At 71.5% G+C, this 22,323-nt stretch carries 17 protein-coding genes; 13 read left to right on the top strand and 4 right to left on the bottom strand.

All coding sequences use genetic code 11. The annotated features are described in order from the left end of the window. Positions 1-41: 41 nt before the first annotated feature. Entirely contained in the window at positions 42-1,193 is a 1,152-nt protein-coding gene (locus STH_RS11565; RefSeq protein WP_011196443.1) for a DUF2087 domain-containing protein, read from the bottom strand. 268 nt (positions 1,194-1,461) lie between these two features. Here STH_RS11565 and STH_RS17395 point away from each other — a divergent pair, with 268 nt between their 5' ends. Together STH_RS17395 and STH_RS11550 are read left to right on the top strand one after the other, a co-directional pair. Further along, positions 1,462-2,886, top strand: a complete 1,425-nt coding sequence (locus STH_RS17395; protein WP_011196442.1) for a winged helix-turn-helix domain-containing protein — start codon at positions 1,462-1,464, stop codon at positions 2,884-2,886. Between the two features lie 56 nt (positions 2,887-2,942). After that, a complete protein-coding gene (locus STH_RS11550) occupies positions 2,943-4,187 on the top strand; it encodes a vWA domain-containing protein (RefSeq protein WP_011196441.1) in 1,245 nt (414 codons plus the stop codon). Between the two features lie 73 nt (positions 4,188-4,260). On the opposite strand, the gene STH_RS11545 is transcribed toward STH_RS11550, so the two are convergent. Beyond that, positions 4,261-4,455 (bottom strand): hypothetical protein, encoded by a 195-nt coding sequence (locus STH_RS11545; protein WP_011196440.1) that lies wholly within the window; start codon positions 4,453-4,455, stop codon positions 4,261-4,263. A 144-nt stretch (positions 4,456-4,599) separates the two neighbouring features. Here STH_RS11545 and STH_RS17390 point away from each other — a divergent pair, with 144 nt between their 5' ends. The 11 genes from STH_RS17390 to STH_RS11490 all read left to right on the top strand — a co-directional run bounded on the left by STH_RS17390 (position 4,600) and on the right by STH_RS11490 (position 20,319). Further along, entirely contained in the window at positions 4,600-5,568 is a 969-nt protein-coding gene (locus tag STH_RS17390) for a helix-turn-helix transcriptional regulator (protein ID WP_011196439.1), read from the top strand. A gap of 241 nt (positions 5,569-5,809) precedes the next feature. Then, positions 5,810-7,513 (top strand): ABC transporter substrate-binding protein, encoded by a 1,704-nt coding sequence (locus STH_RS11535; protein ID WP_070105459.1) that lies wholly within the window; start codon positions 5,810-5,812, stop codon positions 7,511-7,513. 72 nt (positions 7,514-7,585) lie between these two features. Then, positions 7,586-8,590 (top strand): ABC transporter permease, encoded by a 1,005-nt coding sequence (locus STH_RS11530; protein ID WP_197525241.1) that lies wholly within the window; start codon positions 7,586-7,588, stop codon positions 8,588-8,590. Positions 8,591-8,605: 15 nt separating this feature from the next. After that, positions 8,606-9,652: a nickel transporter permease gene (nikC, locus tag STH_RS11525; protein ID WP_011196436.1), complete on the top strand. Its 1,047-nt coding sequence runs from the start codon at positions 8,606-8,608 to the stop codon at positions 9,650-9,652. A gap of 143 nt (positions 9,653-9,795) precedes the next feature. Continuing rightward, positions 9,796-11,784: a BglG family transcription antiterminator gene (locus STH_RS19740; protein ID WP_043713976.1), complete on the top strand. Its 1,989-nt coding sequence runs from the start codon at positions 9,796-9,798 to the stop codon at positions 11,782-11,784. Continuing rightward, positions 11,785-12,606 (top strand): transketolase, encoded by an 822-nt coding sequence (locus STH_RS11515; protein WP_011196434.1) that lies wholly within the window; start codon positions 11,785-11,787, stop codon positions 12,604-12,606. It abuts the gene before it with no gap. Next, positions 12,603-13,541 (top strand): transketolase family protein, encoded by a 939-nt coding sequence (locus tag STH_RS11510; protein ID WP_011196433.1) that lies wholly within the window; start codon positions 12,603-12,605, stop codon positions 13,539-13,541. Before STH_RS11515 ends, STH_RS11510 begins: the two co-directional genes overlap by 4 nt. Before the next feature lie 75 nt (positions 13,542-13,616). Continuing rightward, on the top strand, positions 13,617-13,892 hold the full coding sequence (locus STH_RS11505; RefSeq protein WP_011196432.1) for a PTS sugar transporter subunit IIB: 276 nt from the start codon (positions 13,617-13,619) through the stop codon (positions 13,890-13,892). A 42-nt stretch (positions 13,893-13,934) separates the two neighbouring features. Beyond that, on the top strand, positions 13,935-15,305 hold the full coding sequence (locus tag STH_RS11500; RefSeq protein ID WP_011196431.1) for a PTS ascorbate transporter subunit IIC: 1,371 nt from the start codon (positions 13,935-13,937) through the stop codon (positions 15,303-15,305). 230 nt (positions 15,306-15,535) lie between these two features. Continuing rightward, on the top strand, positions 15,536-16,660 hold the full coding sequence (locus tag STH_RS11495) for a metallophosphoesterase family protein (RefSeq protein ID WP_043715759.1): 1,125 nt from the start codon (positions 15,536-15,538) through the stop codon (positions 16,658-16,660). A gap of 5 nt (positions 16,661-16,665) precedes the next feature. Continuing rightward, positions 16,666-20,319 (top strand): AAA family ATPase, encoded by a 3,654-nt coding sequence (locus STH_RS11490; RefSeq protein ID WP_043713974.1) that lies wholly within the window; start codon positions 16,666-16,668, stop codon positions 20,317-20,319. Between the two features lie 199 nt (positions 20,320-20,518). Here the strand turns inward: STH_RS11490 and STH_RS11485 are convergent, their stop codons facing one another. Together STH_RS11485 and STH_RS11480 are read right to left on the bottom strand one after the other, a co-directional pair. Beyond that, the gene (locus tag STH_RS11485; RefSeq protein ID WP_043713972.1) at positions 20,519-21,109 is read right to left on the bottom strand and encodes an AAA family ATPase; all 591 of its coding nucleotides are present in this window, start codon (positions 21,107-21,109) and stop codon (positions 20,519-20,521) included. A 436-nt stretch (positions 21,110-21,545) separates the two neighbouring features. Continuing rightward, positions 21,546-22,310, bottom strand: a complete 765-nt coding sequence (locus tag STH_RS11480) for an SDR family NAD(P)-dependent oxidoreductase (RefSeq protein WP_011196427.1) — start codon at positions 22,308-22,310, stop codon at positions 21,546-21,548. Positions 22,311-22,323: the final 13 nt, after the last annotated feature.

Genomic DNA, 22,323 nt, shown 5'->3' with positions numbered 1-22,323 from the left:
TGCGTGGGGAAGCACCGGCCCGTCTGCGCGACCCCGCAGGGCTACGGGGTCTCCTCCTCCAGCTCGCTGGGCAGGTTGTACCCGCGGCTGCCGAAGGGCTGCAGCTCTCGCAGCCACTTCTGCTTCAGCTTCCTCAGCGCCGCATCCCGGTCGAAGGGGCCGGTCTCCGGCACCTCCAACGCCTCCAGCGGCTCGAAGACGAAAGCGTCCGGGCCGTACTCGTTCCAGGCCTGCTGCAGTTCCCGGCTCCGGTGCGAGCCCATCTCCAGCTGGAACCGCTGCCCGTTCAGGGTGCGGAAGTTGGGCGTCACCCCGATCCAGACCATCCCGTTCCGAGTGTTGCGCACCTGATAGACCCCGCCCTCGGTCTTGGCCTCTCGGGCGAGCCGCTTCAACTCCTTCCTGCGGTCCACCTGTTTCATCCCTTCTTCATCGACGTCGCCGCGCCAGTACTGGCTGCCGTCCGGCAGCCGCTTCAGGTAGCCGAACTCCACAAGGCACCGGCGGAGCAGCACATAGTCCTCGACGATCGGCTCCAGCACCGCGTTGACCTCCCGTTCGCTGTACGTGCGGCCGGGGGTGAAGCGCTGCGCCACCACGGCGGCGATCATGCGCTTGTGCTTCAGGGGGGCGGTGCTGAAGTGCTGCACGGGCCCCTCGGGGCCGTAGGGGAAGTACCGGGCCAGGATGGCGTCGTCGGCAGATCTCTGATCGGCGGGGGCCTTGCCAGAGCGGGACCGCTTCCCTCCGTGCGCGCCGGTCGCACCGCCTGTGGACTGGCGTTCGTGCAAGAGTTCCATGATGGCCAGGAAGATCCGGGCCTGCCGCTCCTTTTCCCGCAGGATGAAACGGTGGTTCCGGATCGTGGAGAGCGACCCGGCGCCCAAGAGCGCCTTGATTTCCTCGTCGCTCTTGCCCTCGTAGAAGAGGGTGAGCAGCCGGCGCTGCAGGTCGGACAGGCCGTGGGCCTGCTTGTCCAGCGCGACCAGATGGGCGAACACCGACCCGTGCGCCTCGGCGATGTGCTGCTGGATGTAGCGGCCGGCCTCCAACAGCCGGTCGCCCACCGGGTAGACCACGCCCTTCTCGACGCGCTCGCCGCAGCAGAGGCACGTGTATGCGTCGGTCGACTCCAGGTACCCGCGCTTCAGGTCAGCGAGGGTGGCAGCGTTCAGCAGGGCCTCCGGACTCACTAGACATGACCTCGTTTCGTCTAGAAATACATCGACAGCATATCGCATTGACCAGGAGTCGTCAAGGCCGGGCGCATCAGGAGGCGTCAGTCCGGGGCGAGCACCGGACCGGCGTGCGTCGCCGCAGAGGGGCTCCGCGGCGGCACCAGGGGCCCGGCGGGAGGGGGCAAACAGTCCGCGGAAAGCAGGAACGGCTGTTCGATAAGGCGAACAGATTGGAGAAGCATGCCGAGGGTTACACCGGACATCGGCGAAGGGAGGAAGGCTCGTGCGCGTTCGGGTCTCCAAGGCGGCCGCCCGCCGGTTCCTGCTGTATGCGCAGGGGTTGCTGGAGGTGCCCGGGGTCATTCAGCCCTGGGCGAAGGAGCTCAGGGGCCGGAGCGGCCTCCTGCGGGCGCTGGAGCGGCTGGAGGCGGTCCAGCTGGACCCCATCGCCGTGGTGGAGCGCAACCACCACCTGGTCCTGCGCAACCGGGTCGGCGGCTACCGGCCGGAACACCTGGACGGGCTGTTCGCCGCCGGGCAGGTGTTCGAATACCTGGCCAACGCCCGCTGCGTGCTGCCCATGCGGGACCTGCCGGACTTCTGGCCGATCATGCTGGCTGCGCGGCAGCTTCCCGCCCGGGCGGCGCTGGCCGACGTCATGACCGACGTGCTGCGCCGCCTGTACCGGGAGGGGCCGCTGCCGCCCCGCGCCTTGGGGAACGACGGGCCGCGGCTGCTGGGGCTGGGCTACAACCCGCCGGACAAGGCGTCCAAGGCGTCGGGCCGGGCGATCGACCTCCTGTGGCTGGGCGGCGAGGTCTTCGTGGCCCGCCGGGAGGGCAACGAGAAGTGGTACGACCTGGCCGAACGGGTGATTCCCCGCAACGTGGCAGCGGACCTGCCTGGCGACTTCTCGAACCTCCGGTCGCCGATGCTGCGGGCCCACGCCGGAGTTGGCGCGGAAGGCCAGGAAACCGGCCCCGAACGCGCCGGCGATTCCGCTCATGGCGCAGGCGCGCGCGGGGAGGGCGGCGGCGGGGAAGGCGAGCGCCGCGCACTCCCTGGCGACAGCCCCGTCCTCACCGGGGTCGACGTCTCCCGTCCCTGGTCCACTCCGGACGTGGGCGCGGGCGAGGCCGAATGGCAGCGGTTCCTGCTGGACAAGTACATGCGGGCCTACCGCCTGGTCGATCTGGGCGATTTCCGGTTCGGCTGGCAGAGCTACCCCTCGGCCCGGCGGCGGGCCCTGGCGGCGGAGAAGGTGGCGAAGGGCGAGTGGGTCGAGGTGGAGGTCGACGGCGTGCGGCGGCGCTACTTCGCCCTCGCGGAGGATCGGCCCTGCCTCGAGGTGGCCGGGGACTGGGAGCCGCGGCGGACCGTCCGCTTCCTGGCGCCGCTGGACAACCTGTTGTGGCGGCGCGAGCGGCTGCAGGACCTCTTCGACTTCGACTACACGTGGGAGGTCTACACCCCGGCCGCGAAGCGCCGGTTCGGCTACTACGCCATGCCGATTCTCTACGGCGACAGGCTGATTGGACGGCTGGACCCGAAGCTGGACCGGGAGAACGGGGTGCTGGTGGTGAACCGGCTGCAGCTGGAACTGGACGGGGTCGACCGCCGGGGGCTGGAGACTTCGCTGGAGAAGGCCCTGTACGCGTTCGCCCGCTGGCACGGTGCGGAGGACGTGCGCATTCTGCAGCGCGGGTAGTGACATCACGCTGTCACCCCCCTGCGCGACCCTGGGTGCGGAGGGAGGTCGATCGCATGACCCAGGCGCTTACGCTCTGCACCCAGCTGGACCGCACCTGCATCAGCCCGTCCGGCGGGGAAGTCTACCTGCTCGTCACCGTGAAGGCGCCGCGGATGCCGGCGCCGGAGGGCCGGCCGCCGCTCAACCTCGCGGCGGTGGTGGACCGCTCCGGTTCCATGGCCGGGGCTGCGCTCTACTTCACCAAACAGGCCCTGCGCTTCCTGGTCGACCAGATGGCCGAGGAGGACCGGCTGGCGATCGTCACCTACGACGACCAGGTCCACGTGCCGTTCCCCAGCCAGCCAGTCGTCCAGAAGGACGCCGTGAGGCTCCTGGTGGACGGCATCACCGCGGGCGGCACCACCAACCTGAGCGGCGGCCTGGCGACGGGTATGCAGCAGATCCGGCCGCACGCGGGGCCGGGGCGGGTCAGCCGCGTGCTGCTCATGACCGACGGGCTGGCCAACGTCGGCGTGACCGATCCCGACGTGCTGGCGGGATGGGCCAGGGCATGGCGGGAGAAGGGGCTCGCCGTCAGCACGATGGGGGTTGGCCCGCACTTCAGCGAGGACCTGCTGGTGGCCCTGGCGGAGGCGGGCGGCGGCAACTTCCACTACATCGCGAACCCCGACCAGATCCCCCGCATCTTTCAGGAGGAGCTGCACGGGCTGCTGCAGGTGGCCGTCCAGGGGCTGCACCTGATCATCGAGACGGAATCCGGCGTGGCGGTGAGCGGGGTGCTGGGGTATCGGTCGCAGGGAACCCCGCTCCGGGCGGCGCTTTCGCTCCCCGACCTGTACGCCGGCGAGGTGAAGCACGTCCTGGTGCGGCTGTCGGTGGCCGCGCCGCCGGCCGGCGGGAAGCTGGGGCGGGTGGCGCTCCACTACCTGCCCGCGGCTGCCGGGGGCCGGCCCGGCACGCTGGAGGCTGACGTGTCGCTGGAGGTCACGGACGACCCCGCGCGCCTCGGCGAGCCGCCGGACGAGACGGTGATGCGCCAGTTGCGGCTCAGCCAGGCCGGTGCGGCCTGGGACGAGGCGGTGGAACTGGCCGACGGCGGTGACCTGCAGGGGGCGGCTATGCGGCTCTTCGCGGCCGCAGAGGCCCTGGAGGCGGAGGCTGCCGGGGGCGACAGCCATGCGCTGGAGCAGGCCAGGGCCCTGCGGGCCCAGGCGGAGGCCATCGCCGCCGCCCCGTACGACACCGACGTGCGCAAGCGCATGCGCCAGGAAGGCTTGCGCCGGCGCCGGGGACGGTAGGGGGGCGCGCCACAGGGGCCCGCGTCTGCCGCAGGCCCCTGCGCGCAACGGTATCTGTCCGGGCTCGCCCGGACTACCAGCGCTTGCCCCACTTCCCCCAGGGGGACTTGCCCCACGGGAACTTGTTGAACTTCTGGAACGGGAACTTGCCGAAGGACGGGAAGCGCCGGCGACGGCGGCGCCGCCGCCAGGGGTTGCCCCGGCCCATGCCGTCCCAGTCGTCGTCCCACCAGTCGTCGTCCCGGCCCCAGCCGAAAGGCATCGTCATGATGGATCCCTCCACCACAGCGTATGCGTCGGTGGGGCCCGGGTTACATAACGCCCGGCAGGCGCAGATAGATCGGCGGCGTCATGGGACGGGACTCGCGCAGGTCACCGGGTGCAGCATTGCCTTAGGTTGGAGGGATGAGCCATGGCCACCGGATCCGCAAGAGCCGCAGAGCGCCGCTTCCAGCTCCTCACGGTCCTGATGGGAGGCGGCAGGCCCCGGGTGGATGAGCTGGCCCGGCGCTTCGGTGTGACGCGCCGGTCCGTCTTCCGGGACCTGGAGTTTCTGGAGCGCATGGGCGTGCCCATCGTGCGGGACGGCGGCCGCTACGCGGTCCTCGACACCTTCAAGGTCCGGCCGATCCAGTTCCAGCCGGAGGAGGTCCTGGCGCTCATGGCCGCGCTGGACTTCGGACAGCGGAAGCGTCCGGTGGGGGGGACGGCCGCCCGCAGCGCCTGGGAGAAGCTGCTGGCGGTGTTGCCGGCGGCGCAGCAGGAGCTGGCCACCGGCCTCGACCGGACGCTGGTGGTGGATCCCATCCAGGCCTACTCCCTCCCGCCGTCCCCGGACGTGGAGGCCGCCTGCCGCGCCGCGGTCGAGGGGCCGCACCCCCTCCGGATCCTGTACCAGTCCCTCCACGCCGATGCGCCCGTCGAGCGGGTCGTCCGTCCCTACGGGATGGCTTACCGGGGCACGGCGCTCTACCTCATCGGCTTTTGCGAACTGCGCCGGGAGGTCCGGATCTTCCGGGCGAATCGCATCCTGGAGGCGCAGGTGCTCAGCACCACCTTCGAGCGGCCCCCGGACTTCGACCTGGAGCGGTTCCTGAGCGACGTCTGGGGCATCGAGTTCGGGCCGCTGATGCACGTGCGGGTCCGGTTCGACCGGGAGGTGGCCAGGCTGGTGCGGGAGACGATCTGGCATCCTTCCCAGCGGCTGGAGGAGGAGGAAGGCGGGGCGGTGATTCTCCGCATGGAAGCACGGGGCACGGGCGAACTCGCCCGCTGGCTGGCCGGTTTCGGCGGCCGGGCGGAGGTGTTGGAGCCGCCGGAGCTGCGGCAGGCCGTACTCGAGCTGGGGCAGGGCATCGTGAGGCGCTACGGCGGGGCGTAAGCGATCCTCGGCGGCGCTGGTGCGGGGCGGGCCCTGCCAGGCGCAGGAACAGGACCGGGGCCAGGTTCGGCGGCACGATGCGCCGGACCTGGCCCTGCGCGTATCGGCACAACGCTCTGGGTTCATTGAAGATTCCATATAGAGAGAGTTGTCAAAGAGGAGGAGCAGGCCCCCGCGTCCAATTTCAATGAGTCAATCCCGGGCACCGGGCCCGGCACACACAGAGGGAGGGATTCGGCTCATGGGGGTTCGCACCAAGCGGTTCCGGTGGGCGGTCGGCCTGTTCCTCGCGGCGGCGTTGGTGCTTTCCGCGTGCGGCAGCTCCTCGCCCAGCGGCACTGACGGCGGCTCGCAGAGCGGGGGCCAGACCGACACGACGCCCAGCACGCAGGACGGCGGTTCGACGACGCCTGCGCCCCAGCAGCCCGCCGCCCAGGAGAAGGTGCTCGTCTGGGGCCGCGGCGGCGACTCGGTCTCGCTGGACCCGATTCAGGTGACCGACGGTGAGTCGCTCAAGGTGACGCACCAGATCTACGAGGGCCTGCTGGATTACGCGCCGGGCAGCACGGAGGTCGTTCCCGTGCTGGCCACCGAATGGGAGGCCAGCCCCGACGGCCTGGAGTGGACCTTCAAGCTCCGCCAGGGCGTCAAGTTCCACGACGGCACGGACTTCAACGCGGAGGCCGTGAAGATCAACTTCGACCGGTGGCGCAACACCTCCGACCCGCTGCACGTGGGTGGCGAGTTCCCGTACTACAGCTACATGTTCGGCGGCTTCGACGAGGCCTCGAACATCCAGGACGTGATCGTGGTCGATGACTACACGGTCAAGTTTGTCCTGAAGAACATACAGGCCTCGTTCCTGCAGGACATCGCCATGGTGCCCTTCGCGATTGCCAGCCCGAAGGCGCTGCAGGAGAACCCCGAGCGGCTCAATGATCATCCGGTGGGCACCGGTCCCTTCAGGTTCGTCTCCTGGACCAAGGGCGACCGCATCGTGCTGGAGGCCAACCCGGATTACTGGGGCGGCAAGCCGGCCATCGACCGGCTGATCTACCGGTCGATCCCGGACAACAACGCCCGCCTGGTCGCCCTGCAGGCCGGCGAGCTGGACGTGATGGACGGCGTGGAGCCCGCCTTCCTGCCCACGATCCAGGCCACGGGCCAGTTTGACATCATCGAGCGGCCGCCGATGAACATCGGTTACCTGGCCTTCAACACCCAGAAGCCGCCGTTTGACAACGTGTTGATCCGCCGGGCGATCAACCACGCCATCAACAAGGAGGAGCTGAACACCGCCTTCTACGGCGGCATGGGCATCCCGGCCGTCTCGCCGCTGCCCCCCTCGGTCTGGGGCCACAACCCGAACGTGCCCAAGTACGAGTACGATCCCGAGAAGGCGAAGGAGCTGCTGGCCCAGGCCGGCTACGGGCCGGACAACCCGCTGAAGACCGAGCTCTGGGCCATGCCGGTGCCGCGGCCGTACATGCCGCAGCCGGAGCGCATCGGCGTCGCCATCCAGAACTACCTGCGCGAGGTGGGCATCGAGGCGGAGATCGTGACCTACGAGTGGGGCACCTACCTCGAGAAGACCGGCATGGGCGAGCACACCATGGCCCTGCTGGGCTGGACGGGCGACAACGGCGACCCGGACAACTTCCTCTACGTGCTACTGGACAAGGACAACGCCGTCACGCCTGACGCCGGCAACATCGCCTTCTACGTCAACGACGAGGTGCACGACCTCCTTATCCGGGCCCGCCAGACCACCGACCAGGCGGAGCGCACCCGGCTGTACGAGGAGGCCCAGGTGAAGATCATGGAGGACGCGCCGTGGGTCCCGCTCATGCACACCCGCGTGCCCATCGCCGTCCGCAAGGGCATCACCGGGTACGTGCCCAACCCGACCGGCTCCGAGTCGCTGGCCAAGGTCTCCTTGCCGTAACGGGAATGTCGCAGCAGTCCGCAGGGGGGCGGCGTCTGCCGCCCCCCTCCGGGCACACAGGGAGGGATCGCTATCGTCCGCTATCTGGCCAAGCGGATCGGCCTGGCCATCCCCACCGCCCTGGGGGTGCTGGTGGTCATCTTCGTGCTCATGCGCGCCATCCCCGGCGACCCCGCCCGGCTGATGCTGGGCGAGCGGGCCTCGCCGGAGGCGGTCGCCGCCCTGCGTGAGCAGATGGGGCTCAACGATCCGCTCTACGTGCAGTTCTTCACCTTCCTGGGCGACGTGCTGCGGGGCGACCTGGGCGTGTCGCTGCAGAGCCGCCAGCCGGTGACGGCGGAGCTCATGGCCCGCTACCCCGCCACGGTGGAGCTGGCCATTTTCGCCATGCTGCTGGCCTCGGTCCTGGGCATCCTGGCCGGCGTGGTCTCCGCCGTGTGGCGCAATTCGCTGCTGGATTACGGCGTGATGGCCGCGGCCCTGGTGGGGGTCTCCATGCCGATCTTCTGGCTGGGCCTGGTCCTCATGATGTTGTTCTCCGTGCGGCTGCACTGGCTGCCCGCCGGGGGACGGCTCGACGCCCGGATGATCTGGGACGGCGCCACCCAGTTCGTGGTCCTGGAGAGCCTCGTGCGGGGGCACTGGACGGTCTTCGTCACCGGTCTGCGCCACCTGATCCTGCCGGGGATCGCCCTGGCCACCATCCCGCTGTCCATCATCGCCCGGATCACCCGCTCCTCCATGCTGGAGGTGCTGAACCTGGACTACATCCGCACCGCCAGGGCAAAGGGGTTGCCCAACTGGCGGGTGAACTTCCGGCACGCGCTGAAGAATGCCCTGCTGCCGGTGGTCACCATCATCGGCCTGCAGGTGGGGCTGCTCCTGGGCGGCGCCGTGCTGACGGAGACCATCTTCTCCTGGCCCGGCATCGGCCGCTACATCGTGATGGCCATCAGCGCCCGGGACTACCCGGTGGTGCAGGGAGGCATCCTGCTGATCACCCTGGCGATGATTCTGGTCAACCTGCTGGTCGACGTCATCTACACGCTGATCGACCCGCGCATCCGCTACCAGTAGGGAGGGGGCGACGAGATGGCCGTCATCGATCCGCGCACGCCAGCCGTAGGCGGCCCGCCGAGCCCGGCGCAGGGCGCGCCGCCTGTGGCTCCAGGCGTCATGATGCAGGGGGCCCAGGCGCATCCGGCCCAGGTGGGGCCGCTGGAAGGGGCGCAGCCACCGCCGGCTGCGGGCCACCCGGGACGGGGCGTGTTGCCGCCTCCGGGGGGCGATCCCGTCATGAGCGGGCGGTCGCCGGGGATCCTCCGCCGGCTGCTCCGCCACCGGGCGGCGGTGCTCGGCGGCACGATCGTGCTGCTCATCGTGCTCATGGCGCTGCTGGCCGACGTCATCGCCCCCTACGACCCGATCCGGGGCAGGCTCTCCGACATGCTCCAGCCGCCGTCCCGGGCGCACTGGATGGGCACCGACGAGCAGGGGCGGGACATCCTCAGCCGCATCATCCACGGCAGCCGCATCTCGCTCCAGGTGGGGCTGGTGGCGGTGGGCATCTCGCTGACGACGGGTACGATCATCGGCGCCGTGTCCGCCTACTTCGGCGGCTGGCTCGACCTGCTGATCATGCGGGTCATCGACATCCTGCTCGCCTTCCCTTCGATCCTGCTGGCCATCGCCATCACCGCGATCCTGGGGCCGAGCCTGACCAACGCGATGGTCGCCGTGGGCATCGTGGGCATGCCGGTCTACGCCCGGCTGGTGCGGGCGTCGGTGCTTTCGCTGAAGGAGCAGGACTTCGTCCAGGCCGCCCGGGCGGCCGGCGGCGGCCACGGGCGCATCCTCTGGCGGCACATCCTCCCCAACGCCCTGGCCCCGCTCATCGTCCAGTCCACGCTCTCGATCGGCACGGCGATGCTGGACGCCGCCGGCCTCTCCTTCCTGGGGCTCGGGGCCCAGCCGCCGGCGCCGGAGTGGGGGGCGATGCTCTCGGGGGCGCAGGTCTACATCCAGCTGGCGCCGTGGGTCGTCACCTTCCCGGGGCTGGCGATCATGCTGGCGGTGCTGGGCTTCAACCTCCTCGGCGACGGGCTGCGGGACGTGCTGGACCCGCGGCTCAGGCGGTGAACGGAAACGAACGCCGCCTGAGCCGCGGCGTTCGCGTTTTGGCACGGCGAAGATGACAAAAGCGGTACGGCGGAAGGGCAGGGGGCTGGTGCGTCAACTCCGAATATTTGTCGCGCGAAAGGCGGGAAGGGAGGCGAGGGCCCGTGCTCAACGACCGGCGCGAGCGGTTGCTGCGGCTGCTCCTGGCGGCCAACGGACCGCTTCCGGCCGCGGAGATCGGCCGGCTGTTGGGTTACCCCGCGCGCTCCGTCCGTTACGACCTGGAGCTGCTCTGCGACTGGGTGGCGGCCCACGGCGCGCGCCTGGTCAGCACGGCCGGCGTCGGCTACCACCTGGAGGGGGACACCGACCGGGTCCGCCGGCACCTGGACCGGCTCATGACCGGCGGGCCGCCGCCCAGCGAGTACATCCCCTCGCCGCGGGAGCGAATCCGCCGGCTCCTCCTCATGCTGCTCAGCGACGACGCGCCGCGGCGGCTGAGCGTGCTCGCGGACCGGCTGGGGGTCGGCAAGTCCACGGTGCACACCGACCTGGCCACCGCGGAGTCCTGGGCCTCCCGCCGCGGGCTGGCGCTGGCGCGCGGCCACGCGGGCATCTGCCTGCGGGGGGCCGAGCCCCACTGGCGCCGGGCCATCGTGGACCTGGTCGGTGAGCTGGCCGACGAGGCCCAGCTGGCCATGCTGCTGGAAGAGCATCCCGACGCCGCACCGCTGCAGGCGCTCCTGCGGCCGCTGGTGCCCCGTGTGTCGTGGGGGCGGCTGGGCGACCTGCTGCGGGAGTTGGGCGCGCCGGAGCTGTCCATCTGCGTGGCGGTGATGCTCAGCCGCCTGCAGGCCGGGCATACGCTGTCCTACAGCCCGGACCAGGTCTCCCGGGGGCTGTCGTCGCCCTGGGGGCGGGAGGCCCAGGCCATCTGCCGGGCGCTGGAGTCCCGCTTCGGCGTCCGCATCCCCAACACCGAGGCGGCCTGGCTTGCCCTGCAGCTGGAGGCGACCCGGGCAGTGAACCCGGCGCCGGGCAGGGACATCGTGCACCCGGCGGACCTGGAGCTGGCGGAGCAGATGGCCGTCCTGGTGGAGACCCGGCTGGGCATCGGCCTGCGGCAGGACCGGGAGTTCCTGATGGGGCTGGCGCTGCACCTCCGGCCCATCGCCGAGCGGCTGCGACGGGGCGAGGCGGTGGAGAACCCGCTGCTGGACGAGGTGCAGGCCAAGTACCCGGCCGCGTGCCTGGCCGCGCAGGACGTGGGGCGCGCGCTCTCCGCCATCTGGGGGCTGACGGTGCCCGAGCCGGAGATCGGCTACCTGGCCATCCACATCGCCGCCGCCCTGGAGCGGGAGAAGCTGCGCCGCCGGACCGTTCCCCGCGCGCTCATCGTGTGCAGCTCGGGCGTCGGCACCTCCGCCCTGCTGGTGACCCGGATCCGGTCGCTGCTGCCGGAGATTCAGCCGGGCCGCGTCGTCTCGGCCTTCCGGGTGCGGGAGGTGCTGGCGGAGGATCCCCACGACCTGGTCGTCGCCACCTGCCAGGTGCCCCCCTGCGGGCTGCCGGTGGTGCGGGTCTCGCCGCTTCTGGGGGAGGACGACGTCGCCAGGGTCCGCCGCACGGTCATGGCGCTGCAATCTGAGGCATGGAGAGGTAGACAGCCCGTGTTGAGTGAGTTGCTGACCGCGGAGACGATCGCCCTGGACGTGGACGCGCAGAACTGGGAGGAGGCCATCCGGGCGGGGGGCGACCTGCTGGTGAGGGCCGGCCTGGCCGAGCCGCGCTACGTGGACGCCATGGTCCGGACGGCCCGGGAGTATGGTCCCTACATCGTGCTGGGTCCGGGCTTCGCCCTGCCCCACGCCCGGCCGGGCGACGGCGTGCTCCGGCTGGGCATGTCGCTGGTCCGGCTGCGGAAGCCGGTGCCCTTCGGCCACCCCGACAACGATCCGGTCCGGCTGGTGGTCTGCCTCGGGGCGATCGACAACGAGACCCACCTGAAGGCCCTGATGGAGCTGTCCGAACTGCTCGCGAACCCGCAGTCGGTGGAGGCGCTGCACACCGCCGCCGACGTGGCGGAAGTGCTCCGGCTGATCCGGTCGGTCTCGGCGCCCCCGTCGGAACCCGGCGAAGGGGAGGTGACCTAGGTGACTGCGCCGGACGTTCCGCTGCTCACCGAGATCGCGAAGCGCATCCGCGTCCACGTGATCCGCACCGTCCTGCGCCTGGGGAGCGGCCACCTGGGCGGGTCGCTGTCTGCGGCCGAAATCCTCAGCGTACTCTATTTCCACACGCTGCGCATCCGGCCGGAGGAGCCGGACTGGCCTGGGCGCGACCGGTTCATCCTGTCCAAGGGCCACGCTGCGCTGGCCTACTACGCCGCCCTGGCGGAGCGGGGTTACTTCCCGCCGGACGAGCTGGCCGGCTTCGGCGCCCTGGGGTCGCGGCTGCAGGGACACCCCGACATGCGCCGGACGCCCGGGGTCGACATGTCCACCGGATCCCTGGGCCAGGGGCTCTCGGCCGGCGTAGGCATGGCCCTGGCCGCCCGCATCCGGGGGGAGGGCTGGCGGACGTACGTCCTGCTGGGGGACGGCGAGATCCAGGAGGGCCAGGTGTGGGAGGCGGCGATGCTGGCCGGCGAGCTGCGCCTGACCGGGCTGACGGCGATCCTGGACTTCAACCGGCTGTCCCAGACCCGCTCCACCACCGGTGCACACCCGCCCGACCTGCTGCCCGGCCGCTGGCGGGGGTTCGGCTGGGAGGTGCGGGAGGTGGACGGACACGACGTCTCCGCCCTCGCGGCCGCCCTGGACCGGCCGGCGGACGGGCGGCCTCTGCTGGTGGTGGCCCACACCGTGAAGGGGCGCGGGGTCTCCTTCATGGAGGGGCGGCCGGAGTGGCACTCGCACCCGCTGACCCGGGAGCAGGCTGAGCAGGCCCTCGCGGAACTGGGGGTGAGACCGTGACGGTGGCGATGCGGGACGCGTACGGCGAGGCTCTGGCGCAACTGGGCGGGCTGCGGCCCGACGTGGTGGTGCTGGACGCGGACCTGGGCAACTCGGTCCGGTGCGACGGCTTCGGCCGGCTCTATTCCGATCGGTACATCCAGGTGGGCATCGCCGAGCAGAACATGGTGGGCGTCGCCGCGGGGCTGGCGGCCTGCGGCCTGGTGCCGGTGGTCAACAGCTTCGCCGCCTTCGCCGTCTGCCGGGCCCTGGACCAGATCCGGGTCTCCGTCTGCCAGACCGGCCTGCCGGTGAAGGTGGTCGGTTCCTACAGCGGGCTCGCGGTCTCCAAGGGGGGCAGTACCCACGCCTCGGTGGAGGACATCGCCGTCATGCGGGCGCTGCCGGGCATGACCGTGATCGTGCCGGGGGATGCGGAGGAGGCCGCCCAGGTCACCCGCATGCTGCCGGACATCCCCGGCCCCGTGTACCTGCGGCTCTACCGGAACGCCGTGCCGCCGGTGGTCCCCGCGGGGTACCGGTTCCGGCCCGGGAAGGCGGTCCTGCTCCGGCCGGGGACTGACGTGGCCATCGTCAGCACCGGCACGATGACGGCCCGGGCGCTGGAGGCTGCCGGTCGGCTGGCCGGGCGGGGCGTGGGCGCCGCGGTGCTCCACGTGCCGACGGTCAAGCCGCTGGACGAGGAGGCCGTGGTGGACGTCGCCGCCCGCTGCCGGGCGGTGGTGACGGCCGAGGAGCACAGCGTCATCGGCGGCCTCGGGGCCGCGGTGGCCGAGTGTCTCGGCGAGCGGCACCCGATGCCCGTCCACCGGGTCGGCGTGCCGGACCGCTTCGGCGAGTCCGGCCCCGACGACGAGCTGCTGGCCCACCTGGGCGTGGACGAAGCGGCGATCGAGCGGCGGGTCCTGGCCGCTCTGGGGGAGGGCGGGGGCTGACGGAGGCGGCTGCCGCATGGGGTGAAGTTCGGAAGCCTGATGGCAGAAGGCATACACCTTTCGGAGGTGCAGGGGATGAAGATCCTGGCCGTGTGCGGGATGGGACTGGGAAGCAGCCTGATGCTGCGCATGCAGGTGGAAAGCGCCCTGAAGGAGCTGGGGGTGACGGGGGTCTCGGTGGAGGTGGCCGACGTGGGCACCGCGGGCGGCGCCGGCGCGGACATCATCGTCACGTCGCCGCAGTTCGCCCCGATGCTGACCAACGCCGCCGCCAAGGTGGTGGCCATCCAGAACTACATGGACAGGAAGGAGGTGACCCAGAAGATCAAGACGGCCCTGGACCTGCCGTAACCACCCGGAAGCACTTCGGCGGATACATGGGGGGATATGCACATGGAATTCTTGATGGGTTTTGTGTCCGACGTCCTCTCGGTTCCGGCTGTACTCGTGGGTCTCGTGGCGCTTCTGGGCCTGCTGTTCCAGAAGAAGCCCGCCAGTGACGTCATCAGCGGCACGCTGAAGTCGATCCTGGGCTTCGTCATCCTCAGCGGCGGCGCGACCATGCTGCAGGGCGCCCTCGACTACATGGGCCCGCTCCTGGAGATCGGGTTCGGCATCCGGGGCGTGGTGCCCAACAACGAGGCCATCGTCGCCATCGCGCAGCAGACCCTGGGCACGCAGACGGCCCTCATCATGGTCTTCGGCCTGATCGCCAACCTGGTCTTCGCCCGCGTCACTCCGTTCAAGTACATCTTCCTCACCGGCCACCACACCTTCTTCATGGCGGCGCTGCTCTCGGCCGTCCTCGGGACCGCCGGGCTGGACGGCTGGCTGCTGGTGCTGACCGGGTCCCTGATCCTCGGCGGGCTGATGGTGCTGATGCCCGCCCTCGCCAGCCCCTACATGGACCAGGTGACCGGCGGGGCCGGGGTGGCCCTGGGTCACTTCGGCACGGTCGGCTACTGGCTGTCGGGGACGATCGGCAAGCTGGTGGGCAACCGGGAAGACTCGCTGGAGAAGTACCAGTTCCCCAAGGGGCTCCAGTTCTTCCGGGAGTCGGTGATCGCCACCTCGCTGGTGATGTTCATCATGTTCCTCATCGCCTCCCTGGCGGCGGGCAACGCGGAGACCCTGCGGCTCTCCGGCGGGCAGAACATGCTGGTCTTCTCGCTCATGCAGGCCGTGACCTTCGCCGGCGGCGTGGCCGTCGTGCTCTACGGCGTGCGGATGATCATCAACGAGATCGTGCCGGCGTTCAAGGGGTTCGCGGACATCGTGGTCCCGGACTCCAAGCCGGCGCTGGACTGCCCGATCACCTTCCCGTACGCGCCCACGTCGGTGCTGGTGGGCTTCATCGTCAGCTTCCTGGGCGGCCTGGTCTCCATGTTCATCATGGGCCTCGTGGGGCTGCCGGTGATCGTGCCGGGCCTGGTGCCGCACTTCTTCGTGGGCGGCACGGCCGGCGTGTTCGGCAACGCCACCGGCGGCCGGCGGGGCGCCATCGCCGGCGCCTTCGTCAATGGCATCCTCATCAGCTTCGGCGCGGCCTTCCTGCTGCCGACCCTGGGTGCGCTGGGCTTCGCCAACACCACCTTCGGCGATGCCGACTTCCAGCTGGTGGGCATCCTGGTCGGCGGGATCGGCAACCTGTTCAAGGGCTCGCCGTACGTCATCGCCGCCGTGCTGCTGGCCATCCTGGCCGCGATCCTCATCGTCGGCACGGTGACGCACAAGGGCTCCAGGGCCGGGCAGAAGGCGGCCTAACGCGAACGGCGTCCCCGTCCGGCAGACGGCTCGCTGTGGGATCCGCCCGCATCCGCACCGCCCCGGTGGATCCGGGGCGGTGCGGCGCGTGTCCAGGGTGTGGTCCGGGGCACGGGCCGTCGGCGGCCGGAAGAGGAATTCGTTGGCCCACCGGCCAATTGGTGCAGCAGACCATCTGGGCGGTCCGGTTGCGGGCCGCCGACACGTTCGCGAAAGGGGGGCCGCGTCCCGTGGTGCGCATCCTGCACCTGGCCGACCTGCATCTGGGATGGAGGCCGGCCTTCATGGCCCGGGAACAGGCGGAGGAGCGGCGCCGGCGGCGGGACGGCCTGCTGGCCCGGGCCGTGGACCTCGCCCTGGACCCCGGCCGGCGGATCGGGCTCGTGGTCATCGCCGGCGACCTGTTCGAGACCCACTGCCCCGAGGAGCCCCTGGTCGCCGCGGCCGTCGCCCAGCTCCGCCGGCTGGAGCAGGCCGGGATCCCCGTGGTGACGGTCCCGGGCAATCACGACGAGATCACCTATCCCAACTCGGTCTACCAGAGGCGCCGGGACGGCTGGCCGGGGCTGCTGGTGACCAACCCGCACCCGGCCCACGTGGCCACCATCGAGGCGCAGGGCGAGACCGTGCACCTGTACAGCCTGGCCTACACCGGCGGCGTCACCCAGACCCGGCCCGCCATCCGTCAGTTCCCCCGCCTCGACCAGCCGGGCCTGCACGTGGCGATCTTCCACGGCACCCTCGGCGAGGGGCTGGGCGACCGGTCCCTGCCGCTGGATCCGGACGCCCTCGGGCGGGCCGGCTACGATTACATCGCCCTGGGCCACATCCACAAGCCGTCCGAGGTGCGGCTGGGCCGCGGACTCGCGGTATACCCCGGCACGGTCGAGGGCAAGGGGTTTGACGACCCTGGCACCCGTCAGTTCACCATCGCCTCCGTGGAGCCGGGGGGCGTGACGCTGGAGCGGGTCCCTGACCCCGCCGCGCAGAAGGTGGCGGTGCACGACCTGGACGTCTCCCCGCTGCCGGGGGCCGCCCGGGTGGAGGCGGCCGTGGCGGCCCTGGCGGATCCCGAGGCCATCGTCCGGGTACGGCTCACCGGCACGGCGCCGGAACTGCTGGACGCCGAGGCCATCGAAGCTGCCTGCGCGCACCGGTTCTTCCACCTGGAGGTGGTGGACGAGACCGACGCGCTCTCCCCGGCGCTCCTGGACCGCTGGGCGGCGGAGCGGACCATCCTGGGCGAGTTCATCCGGCGCATGCGGAGGCGGATGGAAGAGGAGCAGGACGAGGACGAGCGGGCCGTCCTGGAGGAGGCGCTGCGCCGCGGGGTGCAGGCCATGCGGAGGAGGTGAGGGCGGTGGCCGGCGTGATCTGGCATTCGGTGTCGCTGACCGGCTTCGGCCCGTACGCCCGCAAGGTGACCTATACCTTCCCCGCCGGCCTGGGGGTGCTGGTGGCGCCCAACGAATCCGGCAAGTCGACCCTGGTGGCCGGGCTGATGGCCGTCCTCTACGGCCTGCCCGCCAGCAGTTCCCCCGACGACTTCGGGCAGGCGCGCTACCGCCACCAGGGGAGGGCTCCGGGCTTCGAGGGCGACGTGGAGTTCACCGGGCCGGACGGCCTGCGGTACCACGTCTGGCGCGACTTCGAGAGCCACCGGGTCGTCGTGACCCGCCACGGGCCCGAGGGGCCCGAGCGCATTCACCAGGGCGTCCACAACCCCGGGGCCCGGCGGGGCAACCAGGAGTACGAGCAACTGATCGCGCGGCTGATCGGCCTCCCCTCCCGGGAGCTGCTGGCGGCCACCTTCTGCGTGACGCAGCCATTGCCGGAGACGAACCAGGTGGACCAGTCGGTGCAGGAACTGCTGGCCGGCGCCGGCGGCGGGCGGCCGGAGCCGGCCCTGGCGTGGCTGGAGGAGGAGGCGCGCCGGCGCACCCGCTATCCCGCCGATTACGGGTTCGAGACCAACCTCCGCAAGGACCGGGAGCTGGAGACGCTGCAGGCCCAGATCCGGCAGCTGGAGGCCGGGATCGAGCACGCCCGTTCCGCCGTGGACGGCTATCACAAGGCCGAGGGAAGGCTCCGGCAGGTGGACGACGAGCACCGGGAGGCGCAGCAGGAGGCCGAACGGCGACGGCAGGCTCTGGATGCGCTGCAGGACTGGCAGCGGCTGGCGGAGCGGCGGCAGCAGCACCTGCGGCAGGTGAGCGTCCTGCAGCGAGCCCTGGACGGCGCCCGCCGGGTGGCCGACCGGCTGGAGGAAGTGAGGCAGCGGCTGGCCCGCGACTGGCCCGATCTGGCCGATCTGCCCGCCGAGACGGGGGAGCGGCTGCAGGAGCTCATCGGGCTGGAGGAGGCTCTGGCCCAGCTTGCCCAGGACGCCGCTGCTCTCGCCCGGCAGCGGGCCGCGAACGAGCAGGCCGCCCGGGAGGCGGAGGCCCGGATGCAGTCCCAGTTCGGCGACCTGGCCGGGCGGGCGGCGCTGCCCCGGGACGTGCGGGAGCTCCAGGCGAAGCTAGCTGAACTGAACCGGCTGGAGGCGGAACTGGCGGCCCTGGCTGCTGAGGAGGAGCGTCTGGCGGCCAAGCTGGCCACACTGCCGGACTGGGGCCGGCTCGGCCGGCCGGCGGATGAGGCGGTGTGGCGCCTGCAAGCCGCGGCGGGCGAGGCGATGCAGCGATGGGACCGGTACGAGCGGCTGCTGGCGAAGCTGCAGCACACGGAGGCGGCCCTGCAGCGGTACGCGCTCTTCGAGGGTCAGCCCCCGGAGGTGCTGGAGCAGGTGCGCCGCTGCCACGCGCTGACGGCCGATCTGCAGCGGCGGGCCGAGGTCGCGGCCACCCGGGCCGGGGACCTGGACCGTCAGCTGCGAAGGCTCGACGCCCAGGCGGAGCGGCTCCGGCAGGAGTACGCGGCGGTGGCCGGGCTGGACGAGCGGGTGGTGGCTGCTGCCAGGGAAAAGGCAGCCCTCCTGGAACAGCGGGAACAGGTGCAGGCGGAACTCGCACGGGCAGAGAAGGAGGCCGGCGCCGCCCGGACCCGCGCCCGGATCCTGGCGGGCGCGGCCGGCCTGCTGCTGGGCGGCGCCCTCGGGTGGCTGGCCGGACGCGTACTCCTGCCTGGCGGCGGTCCGGCGTGGGCGATGGCTCCGGCGGCGGCCGCAGCGGTAACGGCGGCTCTCGTGGGCTGGTTCGCGGGAGGTCGTCTGGCAGGCGGCGAGGCGGCCGGGCGGGTGCGGACCCTGGCGCGGCGCGTGCGGGACCTGACCGACCGGATCGGGGCCCTGGATCTGGGACCGCTGGCCGCGGAACCCCCGCTGAGGCTTCCCCTCCTGGTGCAGCAGTGGGAGGAGTGGCGCCGGCGCACGGCCGAACTGGAGGCGGAACGGCTGGCCCTCGCCGGCTCCCCCGAGACGGCGGCGCAGCGGGAGGCGTACCGGCGCGCCCAGCAGGAGCTGGACGCGCTTCAGGCACAGCTCCGGCCCTTCACGGCGCGGTTCGCCGACCCCGCGGCCGCGCTGGTGGAATGGGAGCACCTGAAGCGGGAACTGGACCGGGATCGGGAGGACCTGGCGGAGCTCTGCCAGGCGGAGTGGGGGGTTCCCGCCGGGGAGGTGGAGCGGCTGCCCCTGGCCGCCGCCCACGGCCGCTGGTCCGAGCTCGGGCAGCTGGCGCAGCTGGTCGCCTTGTCTGATGTCGTCGGGGACTTCCCCGGCGCTCCGGAGACGGTGGGGGACCTGGTCCGGTGGCTCCGGGCTGCCGATCCGTCCCGGTGGGAGCAGGTGACGGCCGCAGCGGCCGACTGGTCGGCCGCCGACCGGCGGCTGGCTGAGGTCCGGGCGGAGCGGCTGCGCCTTGCCGAGGTCGGGCCGGACGGGGGCTCGCGGCGCGAGCGGCTGCGGCAGGAGGTCGAGGCGCTGCGCAGCCGGGTGGCCCCCTTCGACGAGCGGACCGACCCCGATGAGCTGGAGTCCCGCCTGGCCGTCGCGGCCCAGCTGCAGGCGGAGGCCGACCGGCAGCGGGCGGCGGCGGAGACCCTTCGGGAGCGGGAGCGCACGCTGGCCGCACGGCAGGACGCCGCGGCCGCACAGGCGGACGCCCTTCGGGACCTCGTGGCTCCTGCCCTGGGGGCGGCGGGCAGCGACGCCCGGGCTGCGCTGGAACGCTGGCGGGCACGGGAAGAGGCGCTCCGCCAGGCCCAGGCGCTGGAGAAGGAACTGAGCGGCATCCTCACCGCCTCGGGCGCGGCCGGTCTGGAGGAGCTGGAAGGCCGGCTCACCGCGGCACAGCTGGAGTGGCGGCGTGCGGCGGACAGCCTGGAGGCGCTGGTGCGGGCGCATCCCGGGCTGCCCCCCGTGGACGAGGCCGATGACCCCCTGGCCGTGCACGGCCGCATCCAGGCGCTCCGGGAGGAGCACCGGAGCCTGCAGGTCAGGCTGAGTCAGCTGGAGGAGGAGCGGCGTGCCCTGCGGGACCGGCTCCAGGACCTGGGCCGCGACACCCTCAACCTGGCCGGGGCAGAGACCCAACTGGCCGAGCTGCGGGAGCGGGAGCGGCGGCTGGTCCGGGAGGTCCGGGCCCTGGGCATCGCCTACCAGGAGCTGCGGGAGGCGGTGCGCGTCTACCGGGCGACCCACCGGGAGCGGCTGGAGGCCGCCGCCACCGAGTACTGGACCGGCCTCACCGGGCGTGCCGGGCGGCGGGTGCGGCTGAGCGACGGTTTCGAGGTCAGCGTGGTGGAGCCGGACGGGGCGGTGCTCTCGCCGGCGCAGCTGAGCCAGGGCGCGCAGGACCAGCTCTACCTCGCCCTCCGGCTGGCCATCGGGGACCTGATCGCCGAGGAGGTCCGGCTGCCCTTCGTGTTCGACGACCCGTTCCTGAACTGCGACGAGGACCGGCTCTCGCACATCCGGGCGGCCTTGGACAGGCTTGCCGGGGAGCGGCAGGTGCTTCTCCTCAGCCACCGGGCCGACTTCGCCGCGTGGGGGACGCCCGTCACACGGCGTTGATCCCGCCGCCGGCAGGTCTCCCGTGGTCGGCAGAGGTGCTCGCCGTGGGGTAGAGCCGGACCGTCGTGAAGGGCGTGGTCGGCCGCCCTTCTGGGGGGAGCCGGTGTCGAACGGTCCAGGCCGAGGCGGCGGGATATGGTCACTGGTCTCCGATCCCGCAAGCACAACGGGCGCCCCCATGTGTGGGCGCCCGCCTTACTTATGATGACGTACTGGCACCGGCATCCTCCCGCAAGGTGGCGGTGGTGGGGACCGAGGCCAGCCACTTCGCCGTATCGCGGGGTGAGCGGAGACGGATGAAGCGGAGGTGCGCGTACTCCGGTTGCTGCAGCGTCGCCTCATAACGCTGTCGGCGGCGTCGGTGGGTGGTCAGGACCCAGTAGAAGAGCGAGTCGCGGGGGAGAAGGTGCTTCCAGAGGCTTTCCCGATTGCCGTTCCAGAGCTCCTCTCCCAGCACGGACCGCCGGACGCTTCGCCGGAGGAGGCGCCACAGAATGATGCCCAGCGGGTAATCGAGCCAGATCACGGTATCGGCCCGGCTCCATACGAGACGGTGTACAACGCTGTAGTTGCCATCAAACGCCCAGCGGTCCCCCGCCGTGGCCTGGTCAACGCGGCGGTGGAACTCGTCCGGCTGCGCAGGCGTCCAGTTAGGGCCCCAGTACAGCGCGTCCGCCTCGATGTGGGGGACCCCCAGGCGCATGGCCAGTTCCCGCGCCAGCGTGGTCTTGCCCGAGCCCGAAGACCCGATCACGACGATGCGCCTGCCTGGGACCCGGGTGTCTGCCATGCGTACTCCCCCGTGTGCGCGAAATCGCGCCGGACGGCTGTAACACCGGGAGTGTTCTCCGGTGCGGCACGTGCGGCAGGCCTAATTATAGACCGTAAGGCCTGGCACGCTCAAATGTTTCGGTGTTTCGGTCGGTGGGAGCATGGTGCACCGTGATCACGCGCGCTGTTCGTACCACCTGTGGGCGGGGGTTTGACGCCGGCGCGGCTGTCTGCGGGGACGAGACAGGGACCGGAAGCCAGTGCCACCGAGACGATCCACGCCCACGGGACGCGGTACGCGAAGGGGGATACTGTGAGGCGGAGGCGCGGGCGGTGGGTACCCGGCTGGGACCTCCGGCCGGGCGGGCTGCAGCGAGCAAGGCCGGCCCGGCGACGGCAGACAGGGCTCCGGGGTGAGTTCCCCGAGCCCCGATGGGTTTTGTCAGGCGGCCGCACTACATGGCGGTGTAGCCGCCGTCCACGGTGTAGACGGCGCCGGTGACGTAGGAGGAGCGGTCCGAGGCGAGCCACAGGTTCACCTCGGCCACCTCGCTGGCCTGCGCGAACCGGCCGAGCAGGCTGAGCTGCTTTGCGTAGGAGACCGGCTCCAGGTTGAACTCCACCAGGGCCTTCTGCAGCATCGGGGTGTCCACCGCGCCGGGCGCGACCGCGTTCACCCGGATGCCGTGGGGCGAGTAGTCCATGGCAGCCTGCTTGGTGAGGCCGATCACGCCGTGTTTGGCGGCGACGTATGCCGGGGTTCCCGGCTGGGGCCGGATGCCGCTGACCGACGAGATGTTGATGATGGATCCGCCGCCCCCTTGCTTCAACATCTGCCGCAGCTCGTACTTCAGGCAGAGCGCGACGCCCTTCAGGTCCACCCCGATGACCGCGTCCCACACCGCCTCGTCCAGGTCGGCCAGGGGCCTGGTGTCGGGCGAGTGGGCCGCGTTGTTCACCGCGACGTCCAGCCGGCCGAAGGTGTCCACGGCGAACTGCACCATCGCTTCCACGTCCCCGGCCCGGGAGACGTCCGCCCGGACGAAGGCGGCGGCGCCGCCGGCATCCTGGATCTTCCGGGCCTGGGCCCTTCCCAGCTCCTCGTTCAGGTCGGCGATGACCACCCTGGCGCCCTCCCGGGCGAAGAGCTCCGCCGTGGCCGCGCCCATGCCCATCGCCGCGCCGGTGATGATGGCCACCTTTCCGTCCAACATGCCCATGAGTCAGGTCCCT

The sequence above is a fragment of the Symbiobacterium thermophilum IAM 14863 genome, assembly GCF_000009905.1.
Taxonomy (GTDB): Bacteria; Bacillota; Sulfobacillia; order Symbiobacteriales; family Symbiobacteriaceae; genus Symbiobacterium; species Symbiobacterium thermophilum.
This window is presented reverse-complemented; position numbering and strand designations above follow the sequence as displayed.